Origin of the sequence: Isoptericola cucumis (assembly GCF_014635665.1) — a bacterium.
In the GTDB taxonomy this organism is placed as follows: domain Bacteria; phylum Actinomycetota; class Actinomycetes; order Actinomycetales; family Cellulomonadaceae; genus Isoptericola; species Isoptericola cucumis.
On the sequence record NZ_BMDG01000005.1, the window covers coordinates 101525 to 115231 of the forward strand.

At 75.6% G+C, this 13707-nt stretch carries 17 protein-coding genes; 7 read left to right on the forward strand and 10 right to left on the reverse strand.

The genetic code is table 11. The features are described 5' to 3' along the window. Nucleotides 1-3 precede the first annotated feature (3 nt). From IEW03_RS08655 to IEW03_RS08665, 3 genes are all read right to left on the reverse strand, one after another. Nucleotides 4-705: a DUF6766 family protein gene (locus tag IEW03_RS08655; RefSeq protein ID WP_229737851.1), complete on the reverse strand. Its 702-nt coding sequence runs from the start codon at nt 703-705 to the stop codon at nt 4-6. Nucleotides 706-790: 85 nt separating this feature from the next. Further along, nucleotides 791-1219, reverse strand: a complete 429-nt coding sequence (locus IEW03_RS08660; RefSeq protein WP_188523268.1) for a hypothetical protein — start codon at nt 1217-1219, stop codon at nt 791-793. 91 nt (nt 1220-1310) lie between these two features. Beyond that, nucleotides 1311-1910 (reverse strand): HhH-GPD-type base excision DNA repair protein, encoded by a 600-nt coding sequence (locus IEW03_RS08665; RefSeq protein WP_188523269.1) that lies wholly within the window; start codon nt 1908-1910, stop codon nt 1311-1313. Between the two features lie 122 nt (nt 1911-2032). Here IEW03_RS08665 and IEW03_RS08670 point away from each other — a divergent pair, with 122 nt between their 5' ends. Further along, nucleotides 2033-2893, forward strand: coding sequence for an alpha/beta fold hydrolase (locus tag IEW03_RS08670; RefSeq protein ID WP_188523270.1), 861 nt, complete (start codon nt 2033-2035; stop codon nt 2891-2893). A gap of 44 nt (nt 2894-2937) precedes the next feature. Here the strand turns inward: IEW03_RS08670 and IEW03_RS08675 are convergent, their stop codons facing one another. Continuing rightward, complete coding sequence (locus tag IEW03_RS08675) at nt 2938-3843, reverse strand: alpha/beta fold hydrolase (RefSeq protein ID WP_188523271.1); 906 nt, start codon at nt 3841-3843, stop codon at nt 2938-2940. Between the two features lie 59 nt (nt 3844-3902). Between IEW03_RS08675 and IEW03_RS08680 the strand changes: the two genes are divergently transcribed. Together IEW03_RS08680 and IEW03_RS08685 are read left to right on the forward strand one after the other, a co-directional pair. Next, nucleotides 3903-4628: a TetR/AcrR family transcriptional regulator gene (locus IEW03_RS08680; RefSeq protein ID WP_188523272.1), complete on the forward strand. Its 726-nt coding sequence runs from the start codon at nt 3903-3905 to the stop codon at nt 4626-4628. A gap of 9 nt (nt 4629-4637) precedes the next feature. Beyond that, nucleotides 4638-5027 carry a DoxX family protein gene (locus tag IEW03_RS08685; RefSeq protein WP_188523273.1) on the forward strand — a complete coding sequence of 130 codons (390 nt, stop codon included), beginning with the start codon at nt 4638-4640 and terminating at the stop codon, nt 5025-5027. A gap of 17 nt (nt 5028-5044) precedes the next feature. On the opposite strand, the gene IEW03_RS08690 is transcribed toward IEW03_RS08685, so the two are convergent. Continuing rightward, complete coding sequence (locus IEW03_RS08690) at nt 5045-5506, reverse strand: hypothetical protein (RefSeq protein ID WP_188523274.1); 462 nt, start codon at nt 5504-5506, stop codon at nt 5045-5047. 49 nt (nt 5507-5555) lie between these two features. On the opposite strand from IEW03_RS08690, the gene IEW03_RS08695 reads away from it, so the two are divergent. Then, entirely contained in the window at nt 5556-6017 is a 462-nt protein-coding gene (locus IEW03_RS08695; RefSeq protein ID WP_188523275.1) for an anthrone oxygenase family protein, read from the forward strand. A 53-nt stretch (nt 6018-6070) separates the two neighbouring features. Next, nucleotides 6071-6499 (forward strand): CoA-binding protein, encoded by a 429-nt coding sequence (locus IEW03_RS08700; protein WP_188523276.1) that lies wholly within the window; start codon nt 6071-6073, stop codon nt 6497-6499. 69 nt (nt 6500-6568) lie between these two features. On the opposite strand, the gene IEW03_RS08705 is transcribed toward IEW03_RS08700, so the two are convergent. The 4 genes from IEW03_RS08705 to IEW03_RS08720 form a co-directional block, all read right to left on the reverse strand. Further along, nucleotides 6569-7408, reverse strand: a complete 840-nt coding sequence (locus IEW03_RS08705) for a putative F420-0 ABC transporter ATP-binding protein (RefSeq protein WP_188523277.1) — start codon at nt 7406-7408, stop codon at nt 6569-6571. Next, the gene (locus IEW03_RS08710) at nt 7405-8490 is read right to left on the reverse strand and encodes a putative F420-0 ABC transporter permease subunit (protein ID WP_188523278.1); all 1086 of its coding nucleotides are present in this window, start codon (nt 8488-8490) and stop codon (nt 7405-7407) included. The genes IEW03_RS08705 and IEW03_RS08710 overlap by 4 nt, the downstream gene beginning before the upstream one ends. Then, entirely contained in the window at nt 8487-9509 is a 1023-nt protein-coding gene (locus IEW03_RS08715) for a putative F420-0 ABC transporter substrate-binding protein (protein ID WP_188523279.1), read from the reverse strand. The genes IEW03_RS08710 and IEW03_RS08715 overlap by 4 nt, the downstream gene beginning before the upstream one ends. A gap of 148 nt (nt 9510-9657) precedes the next feature. Next, the gene (locus IEW03_RS08720; protein ID WP_188523280.1) at nt 9658-10494 is read right to left on the reverse strand and encodes a class I SAM-dependent methyltransferase; all 837 of its coding nucleotides are present in this window, start codon (nt 10492-10494) and stop codon (nt 9658-9660) included. Nucleotides 10495-10634: 140 nt separating this feature from the next. Between IEW03_RS08720 and IEW03_RS08725 the strand changes: the two genes are divergently transcribed. Together IEW03_RS08725 and IEW03_RS08730 are read left to right on the forward strand one after the other, a co-directional pair. Further along, nucleotides 10635-11333, forward strand: coding sequence for a winged helix-turn-helix transcriptional regulator (locus IEW03_RS08725; protein WP_188523281.1), 699 nt, complete (start codon nt 10635-10637; stop codon nt 11331-11333). 51 nt (nt 11334-11384) lie between these two features. After that, nucleotides 11385-12974, forward strand: a complete 1590-nt coding sequence (locus tag IEW03_RS08730; RefSeq protein WP_188523282.1) for a molybdopterin-dependent oxidoreductase — start codon at nt 11385-11387, stop codon at nt 12972-12974. Nucleotides 12975-13060: 86 nt separating this feature from the next. On the opposite strand, the gene IEW03_RS08735 is transcribed toward IEW03_RS08730, so the two are convergent. Continuing rightward, on the reverse strand, nt 13061-13702 hold the full coding sequence (locus tag IEW03_RS08735; protein WP_188523283.1) for a LysE family translocator: 642 nt from the start codon (nt 13700-13702) through the stop codon (nt 13061-13063). Nucleotides 13703-13707: the final 5 nt, after the last annotated feature.

A 13707-nucleotide genomic window follows, 5' to 3' on the forward strand; every position in this document is an offset into this window, starting at 1 on the left:
GTCCTATCCCTCGACCGAGGTCGCGGTGTGCGCGACGCCGACCGGCTTCGACTCCGGCGACCCGCGCTCTCGCAGGTAGATCGAGAACACGACCATCGCGAGCACGGCGAGCAGCTCCGACTGCCAGTTCTGCAGCGTGCGGTCCCAGAAGTCGGGCTGGGCGAGGTACTCGGTCCACGGGACCGGGTCGTGACGCTCGCGCAGCTGCTCCTCGTTGTACGCGACGACGCCGCTGACCGACTGCGCGAGCCAGGAGCCCACGAAGACGGCGCCCATCACGAGGGCGAGCGAGTGCGAGTAGACCCGCAGGCGCCAGTCGCCGGCACGTGCCCAGGCGGGGGAGTCCGGTTGGGCGTGCGCGCCGACCCGCTGCTCCTCGTCCGTCTCGCGCCCGACGGCGTCGAGCCGCTTCGACTCGGGGGAGCCGCGCTGCACGAACCACACCGTGAGGGTGATGAACAGCAGGAACTGCAGGAACTCGGACTGCCAGTTCTCGGTGACGTCGACCCAGAAGGTGGACGACGTCACGTAGCCCCACACACCGAGCGGCTCCAGGCCGGCCGCCACCTGGTCCGCGTCGTGCTGGGCGGCGCCGACGAACGCCTGCGCGGTGAGCGACGCCAGGAAGAGCGCGCCGAAGACGAGCGACAGCGAGCTGGTCCGCAGCGCGCTGCGCACGCCCGGCTCACGGGCGGGGCCGCTCACCGGTGCATCCCGGCGAGCACGAACGCGGTCGCCAGCCCGAGAACGACCAGCACGAGCGTCGCCACGAAGATCGCCCGGGGGAGTCTCACGACTCGACCTCGCAGTCGTAGGGCCGTTCACCCCGCGGGTCGCAGCCCACGGCCGTCACGACCCAGGTCCCGCCGGAGCGGGCCAGGAAGACCGTGTCCGTCGCCGTCACGACCTGCGCCTGCCCGCCCGCCAGGTGCACGGCATCCACGGCTGCCCCGGCCCGCTCGGCGAGCACGCCGCCCGCCTCCTGGGGATCGACGAGTGCCTCGCCGCACGGGACGCCGGACTCGTGGGCCAGGTCCTGCGCCGCGCCGGGCAGCAGCAGGGCGCACGCGGCGTCCCCGTCGCCTGCGGCGACCGCCGCGTAGAACCGGGTCACGACGTCGGCCGCGTCGCCCTCGCCCGGCCCGGCGCAGGCCGCAGCCGCCGCGACGAGAGCGAGCGCGGCCGCGGCCTGCCGCGCCCGTCGGGGTGCGCCGTCCATGCAGGTCATGCTGCCGCGATGGGTCGTGCCCGCAAGCCGGGCCGCCTCCCGGCGGCGGGACGCCGCGCGGCCGGTGCCCCGGCGACCGACGTCAACCCTGGGCCTTCGCCGCCTTGGCCGCCGCCTTCTGTGCCTTCTTGAACGCCCGCACCTCGCCGAGGGACTCGGCGCTGGTGACGTCGGCGATCGAGCGCCGCGCGTCGTCGTCGCCGTAGTGGCCGGCGGCCTCCCGCCACCCGGGCGGCTGCACGCCGCGCTGCTTGCCCAGCAGCGCGAGGAAGATCTTCGCCTTCTGCTCGCCGAAGCCCGGCAGTGCGCGCAGCCGCTCCAGCACCTCGGCGCCCGTGGGCGGCCCCTCGGCACCGGGGAGCGTCCAGATCTTCGCGACGTCACCGTCGTAGTCGTCGACGACCACGCGCGCCACGGCCTGCACCCGGCCCGCCATGGACCGCCCGTAGCGGTGGATGGCCGGGGGAGTGGTGGCCAGCGTGACGAACTCGTCCGGGTCGGCGTCCGCGATCGCGTGCGGGTCGAGCGTGCCGAGCCGGTCGCGGATCTTGCGCGGCCCCGCGAACGCGTGCTCCATCGGGTACTGCTGGTCCAGGAGCATCCCGATCAGCAGCGCGAACGGGTCGTCGGTCAGCAGCTGGTCCGTGTCCGCGTCGCCGGTGATCCACAGGTCGGTAGCCATGTCCCCATCCTGCCCGAGTCGGGTGCCGGACGCTGCGGACCGCGGCTGCTGGTCGGCACGGCGCGCCAGGCGGGAGTCCGTCGACGACCCCGCCCCACCGATGATCGTCCTAGCATCGGCGCATGCGCCCTCCGAGCCTCGTCGCCGACCATGTCGTGGTGCTCCCTGACGGCCGTCGTCTGGCCGGGAAGAGCTTCGGGCCGCTCGACGGACGTCCGGTGCTCTTCGTCGCAGGAGCGGGTACAGGGAGGTCCATGAGCTTCGGCGGTGGCCTGCTGGACGCGATGCGCGTGCGGCTCGTCACGATGGACCGCCCGGGGATGGGCGGGTCGGACGTCGAGCAGGAGCGCTCTCCGTCCTCGACCGCGCGCGACTATCGCGACTTCCTGCACGGGGTGCTCGGTGAGCCCGTGGACGACGTGCCGGTGGTGGCGAACTCCCAGGGCGCCCTGTTCGGGCTGGCGGCGGCGGTCCAGGGCTGGGCCCGGTCGTGCGTGCTCGTCTCCCCGATGGACGAGGTCGCGCACCCTGCGGTCCGCGGCCAGCTCCCGCCCGAGGCGCTCGACCTTCCCGACCTCGTGCGTGACGACCCCGACAGGGCGCGCGACGTCCTCGCGGGCTTCACTGCCGAGGCGATGGAACAGATGGTCGTCGGCGGTTCCTCCGAGGAAGACCGGGAGGTGTACACGGAGCCGGAGTTCCTCGCCGTCTACCGGACCGCCCTGGAGGAGGGGTTCGCCGGGTCGGGGGTCGGCTACGTGCAGGACACCATGATGGCCATGTCGCCGTGGGGGCTCGGCCTGGAGGCGATCGCCGAGCCGGTGCACGTGTTCTACGGCGAGGGCGACCGGACGCACTCGCCGGACCACGGCGAGACGCTCGCGTCCCGGATCCCGGGGGCGCGCCGGGTGATCGTCCGTGGGGCAGGCGGGGCGCTGCTGTGGACCCACTCGCGGATGGTCCTGGAGATCGCGTCGGGCTGAGTCCTGCGGCGGAAGCGGGGGCGGGCGATGCCTACCCGCGTCGGTCAGGAGGTCGTCGAGCGCGCGTGGCCGGCCAGCTCCCGCAGGCTCGCCACGACCTCGGGCCACCGGTGCTCCGGCAGCGTGTGGCCCATCCCGGACAGGATGCGGAGCTGCGCACCCGGGATCTGCCGGGCGGTGTCGCGCCCGCCCGTGACCTTCATCAGCGGGTCGTCCTCGCCCGCGATCACCAGGGTCGGGGCGCGCACGGTGGACAGGGCGGGCAGCCGGACGCGGGACCAGGCGGCGAGCTGGCGCTGCGTGGTGCGCGGGTCGCGGGGCGAGCGGTCGTGGCTGAGCGTCGCGGCCTGGCGGGCCCACTGCTCGGGGAACGGGTGCGCGGGCGACGACAAGGCCCGCCAGATCGCCACCAGGACGTCGATCGCCTCCTCCCGGGTCGTGGGGTCGCCGAGGCGGGCGAGCTCCCGGAACACGCCGAAGCGCAGGTACGCCAGCCTGCGCAGCGGGCTCACCGTGCACGGCAGGCCGTTGCAGCTCGTCAGGGTCCGGACCCGCGACGGGCGCAGCAGGGCCGTCGCCTGCGCGACGCCGGCGCCCAGCGAGATCCCCATGACGTGAGCGGACGCCCAGCCGACGGCGTCCAGCACCGCCTCGACGTCGTCGAGCACGTCCGTGCCCGTGTACGCCGGCGCGGTCCCGCCGAGCAGCGCGCGCCAGGGGTTCTGCGTCGTGGGCGACTCGAGGTGGGTGGAGAGCCCGGTGTCGCGGTTGTCGAACCGGACGACGGCGAAGCCGGCGTCGACGAGCTGCGCGCAGAGCTCGTCGGGCCACCACACCATCTGGAAGTCGAGGCCCATGATCAGCAGGAGCGGCTCGCCGGTCTCGAGGTCGCCGAACGTCTCGTAGGCGAGGGTGACGTCGTCGTGGGTGGCGTAGCGGGTCGTGGTCATCGGACCCTCATTTCTCTGTGAACGGTGTTCGCGGTAGGCGCGATACTAGACTGCGAACGGTGTACACGGATGAGGAGCGGCCGGGCCGGCCAGGCAGCATCTGGCTGCGCAAGGAGCGGGCGGGCCGCGGTCCGGCCCCGGTGCACGACCGCGCCGGGATCACCGCGGCCGCGATCGGGCTGGCCGACGACGGCGGGCTCGACGCCGTCACCATGCGCAAGGTGGCGGCCGCGATCGGCTCCGGTGCCACCGCGCTGTACCGCTACGTCGAGCGTCGCGACGAGCTGCTCGAGCTCATGCTCGACGCGGCGCTCGACGAGCTGCGATTCCCGGCGCTGACCGGCGACGCCCGGGCCGACCTCCTCGCCGTCGCCCGCGAGCTGCGCACCGTCTGCCGGCGCCACCCCTGGCTGCTCGACCTCCTGCAGGCACGCCCCCCGATGACGCCGCGGGTCGCGGCCTACCTGGAGTACGCGCTCGCGGCGATGCAGCACGTCGACGCCCCCGGCCGGGCCAAGCTCGAGGCCGCCGCGACGGTCACCGGGATGGTCGCGATGGTCGTCCGCACCGAGCTCGGGAGCGCCGCCCCGACCCGCGAGCGGGAGGCGGCGCAGGCCGAGTACCTGCGCGAGGTCGTCGCCGGGGGAGGGCACCCGCACCTCGCGGAGGTCGTCAGGTCGTCGCCCCCCGGGCCGGGCGACGACGACCTGCTCGGGCGGCTCCTGCCACGGGTCCTGGCCGGGCTCCTCGGCGGCCCCGAGCCGCGCACCCCGGAAGCCCGCTAGGGTCGAGCGATGTCGCGCCGCTCGCAGATCCTCGCCGCCGGACTCGCGGCCTCCCTCGCTGCCGCAGGAACCCTGCACCTCGTCCGCCCGCGGGTCTTCGAGGGGCTGATCCCGGCCGCGCTGGGCTCGCCGCGCGCCTGGGTCTACGGCAGCGGCGTCGCCGAGCTGGCGTGTGCCACCGCGGTCGCCGTGCCCGCGACGCGGCAGGTCGGCGGCGTCGCGACCGCCGTGCTGTTCGTCGCGGTGTTCCCAGGAAACGTGAAGATGGCGCTCGACTCCCACCCCGGCGCCCGCTCGTGGGCGAGGAACCCCGCGGTCGCCTGGGGCCGGCTCCCGCTCCAGGTGCCCCTCGTCGCCTGGGCCCTGCAGGTGGCGCGCGGCTCGCAGCCCGCCGGCTGACCGCCGGCGGCGGCGCGTCAGTCCGGACGGGGAGCCCGGCGCAGCCGCCCGGCCAGGAAGTGCTCGATCCCGAGGAGGCCCGAGGTGGCGCCGACGAACCCGCCCAGCATCCCGCGCGCCTCGTCGACGCCGACGAGCCGCAGCTCGTCCACGCGGTAGTCGACGCCCTTGCGGGTGAGGGTGTACGTGCCGGCGGCGCGGACGTTGCGGCACCAGTCGACGTCGGGCCCCCACGGCAGCGGGTGCAGCACCAGCACGTCGCGGTGCTCGGCGATCGCCACCGGGGCGCCGGGCCGGGACACCGTCGCGGGGTCGATCGGGGCGCGGGCGGCGAACCCGACCACAGGCGTGCGGTACTCGCGCCCGCTCCTGCGCCCCACGTGGTGCACCGTCGCCCACGGCGGCACGCGCGAGGAGATCTTCAGGGCGTAGGGGTTGAACCGCTTGACGGCCTTCGTGACCGCGGGGGGCGTCGCCATGCGGTCCATCCTGCGACGCCTCGCACCCGCCCGCTGGTTGACTGACGGCATGACCACGCTGCTCACCGTCCTCGTCGTCGCGACCGTGCTCGCCACGGGCCTCGCGGGCGGCGTCTTCGCCGCGTTCTCGACGTTCGTCCTCCCGGGGCTGCGCAGGCTCGCGCCCGCCGACGCGGCGGCGGCGATGGTCGCGATCAACGAGGACGCCGTCCGCCCGCCGTTCATGACGCTGTTCGGTGCGGCGGTCCTCGTGCCCGCCGCGGCGGCCGTCGCGGGCCTCGTCGGGGGGCAGGACGGCGCATGGCTCCTCGTCGCGAGCGCCGCGGTGTCCCTCGTCGGCATGCTCGTCGTGACCGCGGCCGCCAACGTGCCGCTCAACGACCGGCTGGCGGCGAGCCCCGACGCGGCGGGCTGGGCCGCCTACGACCGTCCGTGGGTGCGGTGGAACCACGTGCGCACCGTCTGCTGCGCGGCGTCGTGCCTGCTCGCCGTGCTGGTCCTCGTCCCGTGAGGATCCGTGACCCGCGCCGGAACAGGCCCGGCAGGGCGGTGGTTGCAGGGGGCATGACCACCGAGGAGACCACCGAGACGACCGCCGGCGACGTCGCCACCGTCGACCGCCTGCTGGACGACACGACCACCTGGGCCGTCGTCGGGCTGTCCACCAACACGGCGCGGGCTGCGCACGGCGTCGCGCGAGTGCTGCGGCAGCACGGCAAGCGGATCGTGCCGGTCCACCCGGACGCGGAGACGGTGCACGGCGAGCAGGGGTACGCGACGCTCGCGGACATCCCGTTCCCCGTCGACGTCGTCGACGTGTTCGTGCGCTCGGACCTCGCCGGCGACGTCGCCGACCAGGCGGTCGCGATCGGCGCGAAGGCGGTGTGGTTCCAGCTCGGCGTGGTCGACGAGGACGCCGCCGCGCGGGTGCGCGCCGCCGGGCTGGACATGGTCATGGACCGCTGCCCGGCGATCGAGCTCGGCCGGCGGTAGGCGCGACGGGCCGCGCGGGCCGCGGGCGTCGGTTCCGCGTGTCAGTTCCGGCGTGTCGGCTCCGGCGTGTCAGCCGGGCAGCTCGAACGACAGGACGGGCCGCCCGGTGCGGGGGTGCGTGAGCACCTCGGTCCGCACGCCGTAGACGGGGTCGAGGACGTCGGGCACGAGGACGTCCCGCACGTCCCCTGCCGCGACGACCCGTCCTTCGGAGAGCAAGACGACGTGGTCGCACGTCTGCGCGGCGAGGTTGAGGTCGTGCAGCGCGGCGAGCACGGTGACGCCGTCCTCGGCGAGGGCCCGCAGGGTGCGCAGCGCGTCGAGCTGCGCCGCGACGTCCAGGTGGTTGGTGGGCTCGTCCAAGAGGATCAGCGCCGGCTCCTGCGCCAGGGCGCGGGCCATGTGCACGCGCTGGCGCTCGCCGCCGGACAGGGTCGTGACCTCGCGCTCCGCGAACGCCGTCATGCCGACGGTGGCCAGCGCGCGGTGCGCCACGGCCCGGTCGGCGTCCGAGTCGCCCGCGAGCAGCGAGCGGTGGGGGATGCGCCCCAGCAGGACGGCGTCCAGCACCGTGAGCGGGAGGTCGGTCGAGGCCTCCTGCTCGACGAGCGCGAGCACGCGGGCCCGCTTCCGGCGCCCGAGGCCGAGCAGGTCGGCGTCGTCGAACGCCACGCGCGCGCCGGCGTCCGACGGCGGCTGCACGCCCGCGAGCACCCGCAGCAGCGTCGACTTGCCCGACCCGTTCGGCCCGAGCAGGCCGCTCACCGCCCCGGCGGGAGCGGTGGCGTCCACGCCGTCGAGGATGAGCCGGCCCCCGACCGACCAGCTCACGCGTTCGGCGTCCAGGCCGCGGGGGCCCGGCGTCGTGCCGGTCGTAGCCGTCCTGGCGCCGGTGGCGGTGGTGGTCATGCGATCCTCCTGCCCTTCCACAGCAGCAGCGCGAACACGGGGGCGCCGATGGCGGCGGTGACGATGCCGACCGGCACCTCGCGCGGCGCGAACACGGTGCGGGCCAGCGTGTCCGCCCACACCAGGAACGACGCCCCGCACAGCGCGGACAGCGGCAGCAGCAGCCGGTGGCGCGCGCCGGTGAGCATGCGCACCGCGTGCGGCAGGATCAGGCCGACGAAGCCGATCGAGCCCGACTGCGACACCAGCGCGCCGGTGAGCAGCGCGACGCCGACCAGCAGCAGCCACCGCACGCGCGCGACGGGCACGCCGAGGGCGGCCGCCGCCGTGTCGCCGAACGTGAACGCGTCCAGCACGGACCCGGACGACGCCAGCAGCGTGCCCAGCACCAGCACCGCGATCCCCGTGACCGCGACGGACGTCCAGGTCGCCCCGGCCACCGACCCCATGAGCCACGACAGGATCTCGCGGTAGGAGTCGCCCGTGGCCGACCAGAAGATGACGAAGCTGGTCGCCGCCGCGGCGAGCTGGCTGACGGCGAGCCCGGCGAGCACCGTGCGGGTGGGGGTGATGGTGCCGATCGCCCCCGCGAGCGTCAGCGCCGCCACCAGGGCCGCGACGGCGCCGACGAACGCGGCCACCGGCAGCAGCACGGTCAGCCCCGCCACGAGGACGAGGACCGCGCCCAGGGAGGCCCCCGACGACAGCCCCAGCAGGTACGGGTCGGCGAGCGGGTTGCGGGTGAGGGACTGCATGACGACGCCGCACACGGCGAGCCCGGCGCCGACGGCTGCCGCCGTGAGCACGCGCGGCAGCCGCAGCTGCCAGACCATGCCGTCCTGCAGCGTCCCGAGGGGCTCGAGGCCCAGCACCCCGCCCAGCCCGAGGTGCCCGGCGACCGACGCGGCCACGTCGCCGACCGACAGGTCGGCGGGGCCGATCGTCACCGCCACCAGGACGGTCGCCACCAGCGCCACGACCGCCGCCGGCAGCCACCAGACGCCGCCCCGGCGGGCCGCCGGCCGGACCGTCGCGGCAGGCCCGGCGACGGGTCCTGCGGGGGCCGCGGTGCGCGTCGTCACCGGCCGACCCCCTCCAGCTGCCCGAGCTGCTGCGTGAGGTCGACGACGGCGCCGACGTTGCGCACGCCGGCCTCCGTGGCCGGGAACGGCACGGTGAGGTAGCGGCGCTCGCGCACGGCCGTCATCCGCGCCGTCGCCTCGTTGCCCTCGAGGCGGGCGATCTTGTCCTCGGCGGTGTTCCAGGCGGCGTCGACCAGGACGATGACGTCGGGGTCGGCGGCGATCGCCTCCTCCCACGCGAACGACGTCCAGGTGTCCTGCACGTCGCCCGCCACGTTCTCGAGCCCGACGGCGTCCATGATCATCTGCGGCGCCCCGATGCCGGCCCCGACGTACGGGATGTCGTCGCCGGAGGAGTACCAGAGTGCGCTCAGCCCGCGGTCGTCGGGGGCGACCGAGGCGAGCGTCGCGCGCTGCTCGTCGACGAGGGCCGCCGCCTCCGTCGTCGCGCCGAAGATCTCGCCGGCCTCGCCGATCTCCGCGAACACGTCGTCGAAGGTCAGCGGGTCCGGCTGGTAGCCCGGCTCCTTGCAGGCCGACGGCGAGACGTACGTCGCGACTCCGAGCTGCGCGAGCGTGTCTCGGTCGCCCGCGCCCTCGGCGGTGAGGTTCGACTCCCACCCGGCGTAGACGAGGTCGGGCTCCAGCCCCAGGACCGCCTCCGCGCCGGGCACCTGGTCGGCCATGGGCTCGGCGACCGCGGGCACGCCGGCGGCGGCGTCGGCCAGCGACTCCGGCACGGGGCCGTCGAGGAACGCCGACCCGACGATGCGGTCGCCGAGGCCGAGCGCGAGCAGCATCTCGGTGGTGCTCGACTTGATCGTCACGACCCGCTCGGGCGGCTCGGGCACGCTGACGTCGAACCCGCAGTTGTCGAGGGTGACGGGGGCCGCCGAGCCGCCCGACCCCGCCTCGCCCGCCCCGGCGGCGGGAGCCTCCGGCGAGCAGCCGGCGAGCGCGACGAGGGACAGGGCGAGCAGGGTGGCGGCGGACGTGGCGGAACGGGTGCGGCGTGGCACGCGGGATCTCCCGGGGTGGCGGCTCGGACGGACGAAGGGCGCGCCATCTCGCACCGGTGGAACCGCGGCCCACAGCCCGGGCCACGCCGACGGGCCAGAACCGGGCCCGTGATCCGCCGTCGAGCCTAGTACGTCCGCCGCCGCCCGCTCACGCGCGGGTCGCGCGCACCACGAGGTAGTCCCAGGTCATGGTGCCGTCGGCCAGGTGCGCGTCGGCCAGGTCCGCGAGGGCGGCGTCGAGCTCCGCGACGCGGGCGGAGTCTTCGCCGAGGAACCGGTACGTCGCGATCGTCGGCCCGTACGTCGCCTTGAAGAAGTCCCGGAACTCGACGCCCGAGGCGAACCGGTCCACGACCAGCCCGCGCACCTCGGCCCGCAGGTCGGTGACCCGGTCGCCGAGCAGGGAACGCACGTGCAGCTCGTCGCCCCACCACGGCGGCGGCTGGGCGCCGGGCGGCGGCGGGGGCGCGAACGGCTTCATCGTCGCGAACATCTGGCCGATGAACCCGTCCGGCGTCCACGCGATCGTGCCGATCGTGCCGCCCGGCCGGGCCACCCGGGTCAGCTCGCCGGCGGCGAGCTCGTGGAACGGGGCGAACATGACGCCGACGCACGACATGACGACGTCGAACGCGCCGTCGTCGAAGGGCAGCGCGTGCGCGTCGGCGACCTCCCAGCGCAGGACGGCGCCGCGCTCGGCGGCACGTTCCCGTCCCGCCGCCAGCAGCACCGGCGAGAGGTCGGACGCGACGACGTCGGCCCCGGCGAGCGCCGCCGGGATCGCGGCGTTGCCGGACCCCGCGGCGACGTCGAGCACGTGGTCGCCGCGACCGACGTCGCAGGCCTCCACGAGGACGGCGCCGAGGCTCGGGATGACCTCGTCGGCGACCGCCGGATAGTCGCCCAGCGCCCACAGGGCGCTGTGCTTGGTGCGGACCGTGTCCAGCAGCTCGGCCGGGACCGGTTCGCGGTCGGTGATGCTCATGGCTGACTCCTTCGTGGTGACGGCCCCCGGCACCACCAGGGTCCGGCGCGGGCGCCGTCCGCTCCAGTGCCGGATCTGGACCGGGCGAAGTCCTGGATCTGTACTGGCGGCCGGCGTCCCCGCGGGCGTTCACTGGTGTCATGACGGGCTACGGCCAGTTCTGCCCGGTCGCGAAGGCGATGGAGGTGCTCGACGAGCGGTGGACGCTGCTCGTCGTGCGCGAGCTGCTGGCGGGCAGCACCCGCTTCAACGAGCTGCGGCGGGGCAACCCGCGGATGTCGCCCACCCTGCTGTCGAAGCGGCTGCACACCCTGGAGCACGCCGGGATCGTGCGCCGCACCGGCGTCGAGGGCCGCGCCCGGTACCGGCTCACTCCGGCCGGGGAGGAGCTGCGACCGGTCGTCGAGGCGCTCGGGGCGTGGGGCACGCGCTGGGTCGGTGACCTCGGCGAGGCGGACCTCGACCCCCACCTGCTGCTGTGGGACATGCGGCGCACCGTCGACGTCGCGGCCTGGCCCCGCGAGCGCACGGTCGTCGCGTTCGTCCTCACCGACGTCGCGCCGCGCGTGGCGCGGTGGTGGATCGTGGTGCGCGACGGCGAGGCCGAGGTGTGCGACTACGACCCGGGCTTCGAGGCGAAGGTGGTCGTGACGACGCCGCTGCGGGCCCTCACGCGGCTGTGGCGCGGCGACCTGACATGGGCGGGGGCGCTGCGCCGCGGCGACGTCCTGCTCGACGGCGACGCGGAGGCGCGCCGCCAGGTGCCGCGGTGGCTGGGCCAGTCGGTGTTCGCCGCCGTGCCCCGGCCGGTCGAGGGCGAGGTGGGCGTCGGGTCGTGAGGTCCGGTCCGCACGGCGGGACACGGTGGGACACGGTGGGACCCTGAAGGCATGACCACGACGACGGAGCCGGGCAGCACTCCGCGCACGGGCGCGGGGCGGCCGCACGCGGGACGGTGGGCGGCGCTCGCGGGCGTCGTCGCCACGGGCGCCGGGCTGGCGGTGGCCGAGCTGGTCGCGGCGTTCGTCGACCCGGCCTCCAGCCCGGTGCTCGCGGCCGGTGCGGCCGTCGTCGACGCGGTCCCCGGGTGGCTCAAGGACCTGGCGATCTCCTGGTTCGGGACCGCGGACAAGGCCGTGCTGCTGGGCACGATCGGGGTGGTGGCGCTCGCGGGGGCGGCCCTCGTCGGCGTCCTGCAGCGTCGTCGTCCGCCGTGGGGCGCCGCCCTGCTGGCCGCGGTCGGCGTCCTCGCCGCCGTCGTCGCCGGGCTGCGGCCCGAGGCCACGGTGCTGTGGGCGCTGCCCGCCCTGGTCGGGGTGGGCGTCGCGGTCGCGCTGCTGCGCGCGCTGGTCGCCCGGGTGCCGGCGTCGCCGGGCGCCCCGCCGCTGCCGGGAGCCCCGGCGTCGGGCCCCGACCGCCGGGGCTTCCTGCTGTGGACCGGGCTGACCGCGGCGGGCGGGCTCGTCGCGCTCGCCGCGTCGCGGGCCGTGTCCGCGGGGAGCCGCGCCGTCCAGGCCGTCCGGGAGTCGATCCGGCTGCCCGCGCCGGCGCGGGCGGCGCCGCCGGTGCCCGCCGGGGCGGAGCTCGGCGTCGACGGCCTGGCCCCGTACGTCACGCCGAACGAGAGCTTCTACCGCATCGACACCGCGCTGATCGTGCCGCAGGTGGCGCCGCAGGACTGGTCGCTCACCGTGACGGGTCTGGTCGACGAGCCGTTCACGATCACGTGGGACGACCTGCTCGCGCTGCCGCTCGAGGAGCACCACGTGACCCTCGCCTGCGTGTCCAACGAGGTCGGGGGAGACCTCGTCGGCAACGCGCTGTGGCTCGGCTACCCGGTCCGCGACCTGCTGGCCCGCGCGAGGCCGCAGGCCGGCGCGGACATGGTGCTCTCGCGCAGCACGGACGGGTTCACGGCGGGCACCCCGCTCGAGATCCTCCAGGAGGCCGACCGGCAGTGCCTGCTCGCGGTCGGGATGAACGGCGAGCCCCTGCCGCCCGAGCACGGGTTCCCGGCCCGGCTGGTGGTGCCCGGCCTGTACGGGTACGTGTCCGCGACCAAGTGGGTCACCGAGCTGAAGGTCACCCGGTTCGCCGACGACGAGGCGTACTGGACGCCGCGGGGCTGGTCCGCGCGGGGGCCGGTCAAGCTCTCCTCGCGCATCGACGTCCCGCGCCCGGGCGACGACCTGCCCGCCGGGACCGTCACCCTCGCCGGCGTCGCGTGGGCGCAGCACACCGGCGTCGCCGGGGTGGAGGTCCAGGTGGACGACGGCGACTGGACCGCGGCCGAGCTCGCCGACACCGTCGGCCCGGACACCTGGCGCCAGTGGCGCCTCGACTGGGACGCGACGCCGGGCGACCACCTCGTGGCCGTCCGCGCCACCGACGCCGACGGGAACGTCCAGGTCTCCGAGCAGGCGCCGCCCGCCCCGGACGGCTCGACCGGGTGGCACACCATCGAGCTGACGATCCAGTGAGCCGAGCCGAGCCGAGCCGAGCCGAGCCGAGCCGAGCCGAGCCGAGCCGAGCCGGGGCGGGGCGGAGAGGCCGGGGCGGCGCCGCGTCACCAGCGGGCGGTCGTCGCCAGCCTGGCCCCGAGCAGGACCAGCACGCCGCCGGTGACGCGGTCGACCCAGCGCACGGCGTTCGAGCGGCGGAGCCGCGGGCCCGCCCAGCCGGCGCCGAGCACGACGAGCGACAGCCAGGCGGTGCCGAGCACGCAGTGCACGAGCGCCAGCAGCACGCCCATCACGAGCGGGTTCACGCCGTCGGGCACGAACTGGGGGATGGCGGCGACGTAGAAGACCCCGACCTTGGGGTTCATGAGGTTGGTGCTCAGGCCCAGGGCGAAGTCACGCCACCGGCCGCCGGTGGGCAGCGGCAGGTCGGCGTCGGCGGGCTCGTCCGGACGGCGGCGGAACGACGAGCGGATCATCGAGACCCCCAGCCACACCATGTACGCCGCGCCGAGGACGGTCAGCACGCGGTAGGCCGTCTGGCTCGCGGCGAGCAGCGCGGCGGCGCCACCGGCCGCGGCGGCGCCCCACACGAGCGTGCCGACCTGGATCCCCGCGATGGCAGCCATGCCGTGCGAGCGCGAGCGGGTCACCGTGCTGCGCAGGACCAGCGCCGTGTCCAGGCCGGGCACCAGGGTCAGCAGGCCGGCGACGAGCGCGAACGACAGCAGGGCGGAGGTCACCGTCATGCCGG

Coding starts and splice junctions, on each gene's coding strand:
- IEW03_RS08660 (WP_188523268.1), bottom strand. CDS start 1,219: ATGGACGGCGCACCCCGACGGGCGCGGCAGGCCGCGGCCGCGCTCGCT.
- IEW03_RS08665 (WP_188523269.1), bottom strand. CDS start 1,910: ATGGCTACCGACCTGTGGATCACCGGCGACGCGGACACGGACCAGCTG.
- IEW03_RS08670 (WP_188523270.1), top strand. CDS start 2,033: ATGCGCCCTCCGAGCCTCGTCGCCGACCATGTCGTGGTGCTCCCTGAC.
- IEW03_RS08675 (WP_188523271.1), bottom strand. CDS start 3,843: ATGACCACGACCCGCTACGCCACCCACGACGACGTCACCCTCGCCTAC.
- IEW03_RS08685 (WP_188523273.1), top strand. CDS start 4,638: ATGTCGCGCCGCTCGCAGATCCTCGCCGCCGGACTCGCGGCCTCCCTC.
- IEW03_RS08690 (WP_188523274.1), bottom strand. CDS start 5,506: ATGGCGACGCCCCCCGCGGTCACGAAGGCCGTCAAGCGGTTCAACCCC.
- IEW03_RS08695 (WP_188523275.1), top strand. CDS start 5,556: ATGACCACGCTGCTCACCGTCCTCGTCGTCGCGACCGTGCTCGCCACG.
- IEW03_RS08700 (WP_188523276.1), top strand. CDS start 6,071: ATGACCACCGAGGAGACCACCGAGACGACCGCCGGCGACGTCGCCACC.
- IEW03_RS08705 (WP_188523277.1), bottom strand. CDS start 7,408: ATGACCACCACCGCCACCGGCGCCAGGACGGCTACGACCGGCACGACG.
- IEW03_RS08720 (WP_188523280.1), bottom strand. CDS start 10,494: ATGAGCATCACCGACCGCGAACCGGTCCCGGCCGAGCTGCTGGACACG.
- IEW03_RS08725 (WP_188523281.1), top strand. CDS start 10,635: ATGACGGGCTACGGCCAGTTCTGCCCGGTCGCGAAGGCGATGGAGGTG.
- IEW03_RS08730 (WP_188523282.1), top strand. CDS start 11,385: ATGACCACGACGACGGAGCCGGGCAGCACTCCGCGCACGGGCGCGGGG.
- IEW03_RS08735 (WP_188523283.1), bottom strand. CDS start 13,702: ATGACGGTGACCTCCGCCCTGCTGTCGTTCGCGCTCGTCGCCGGCCTG.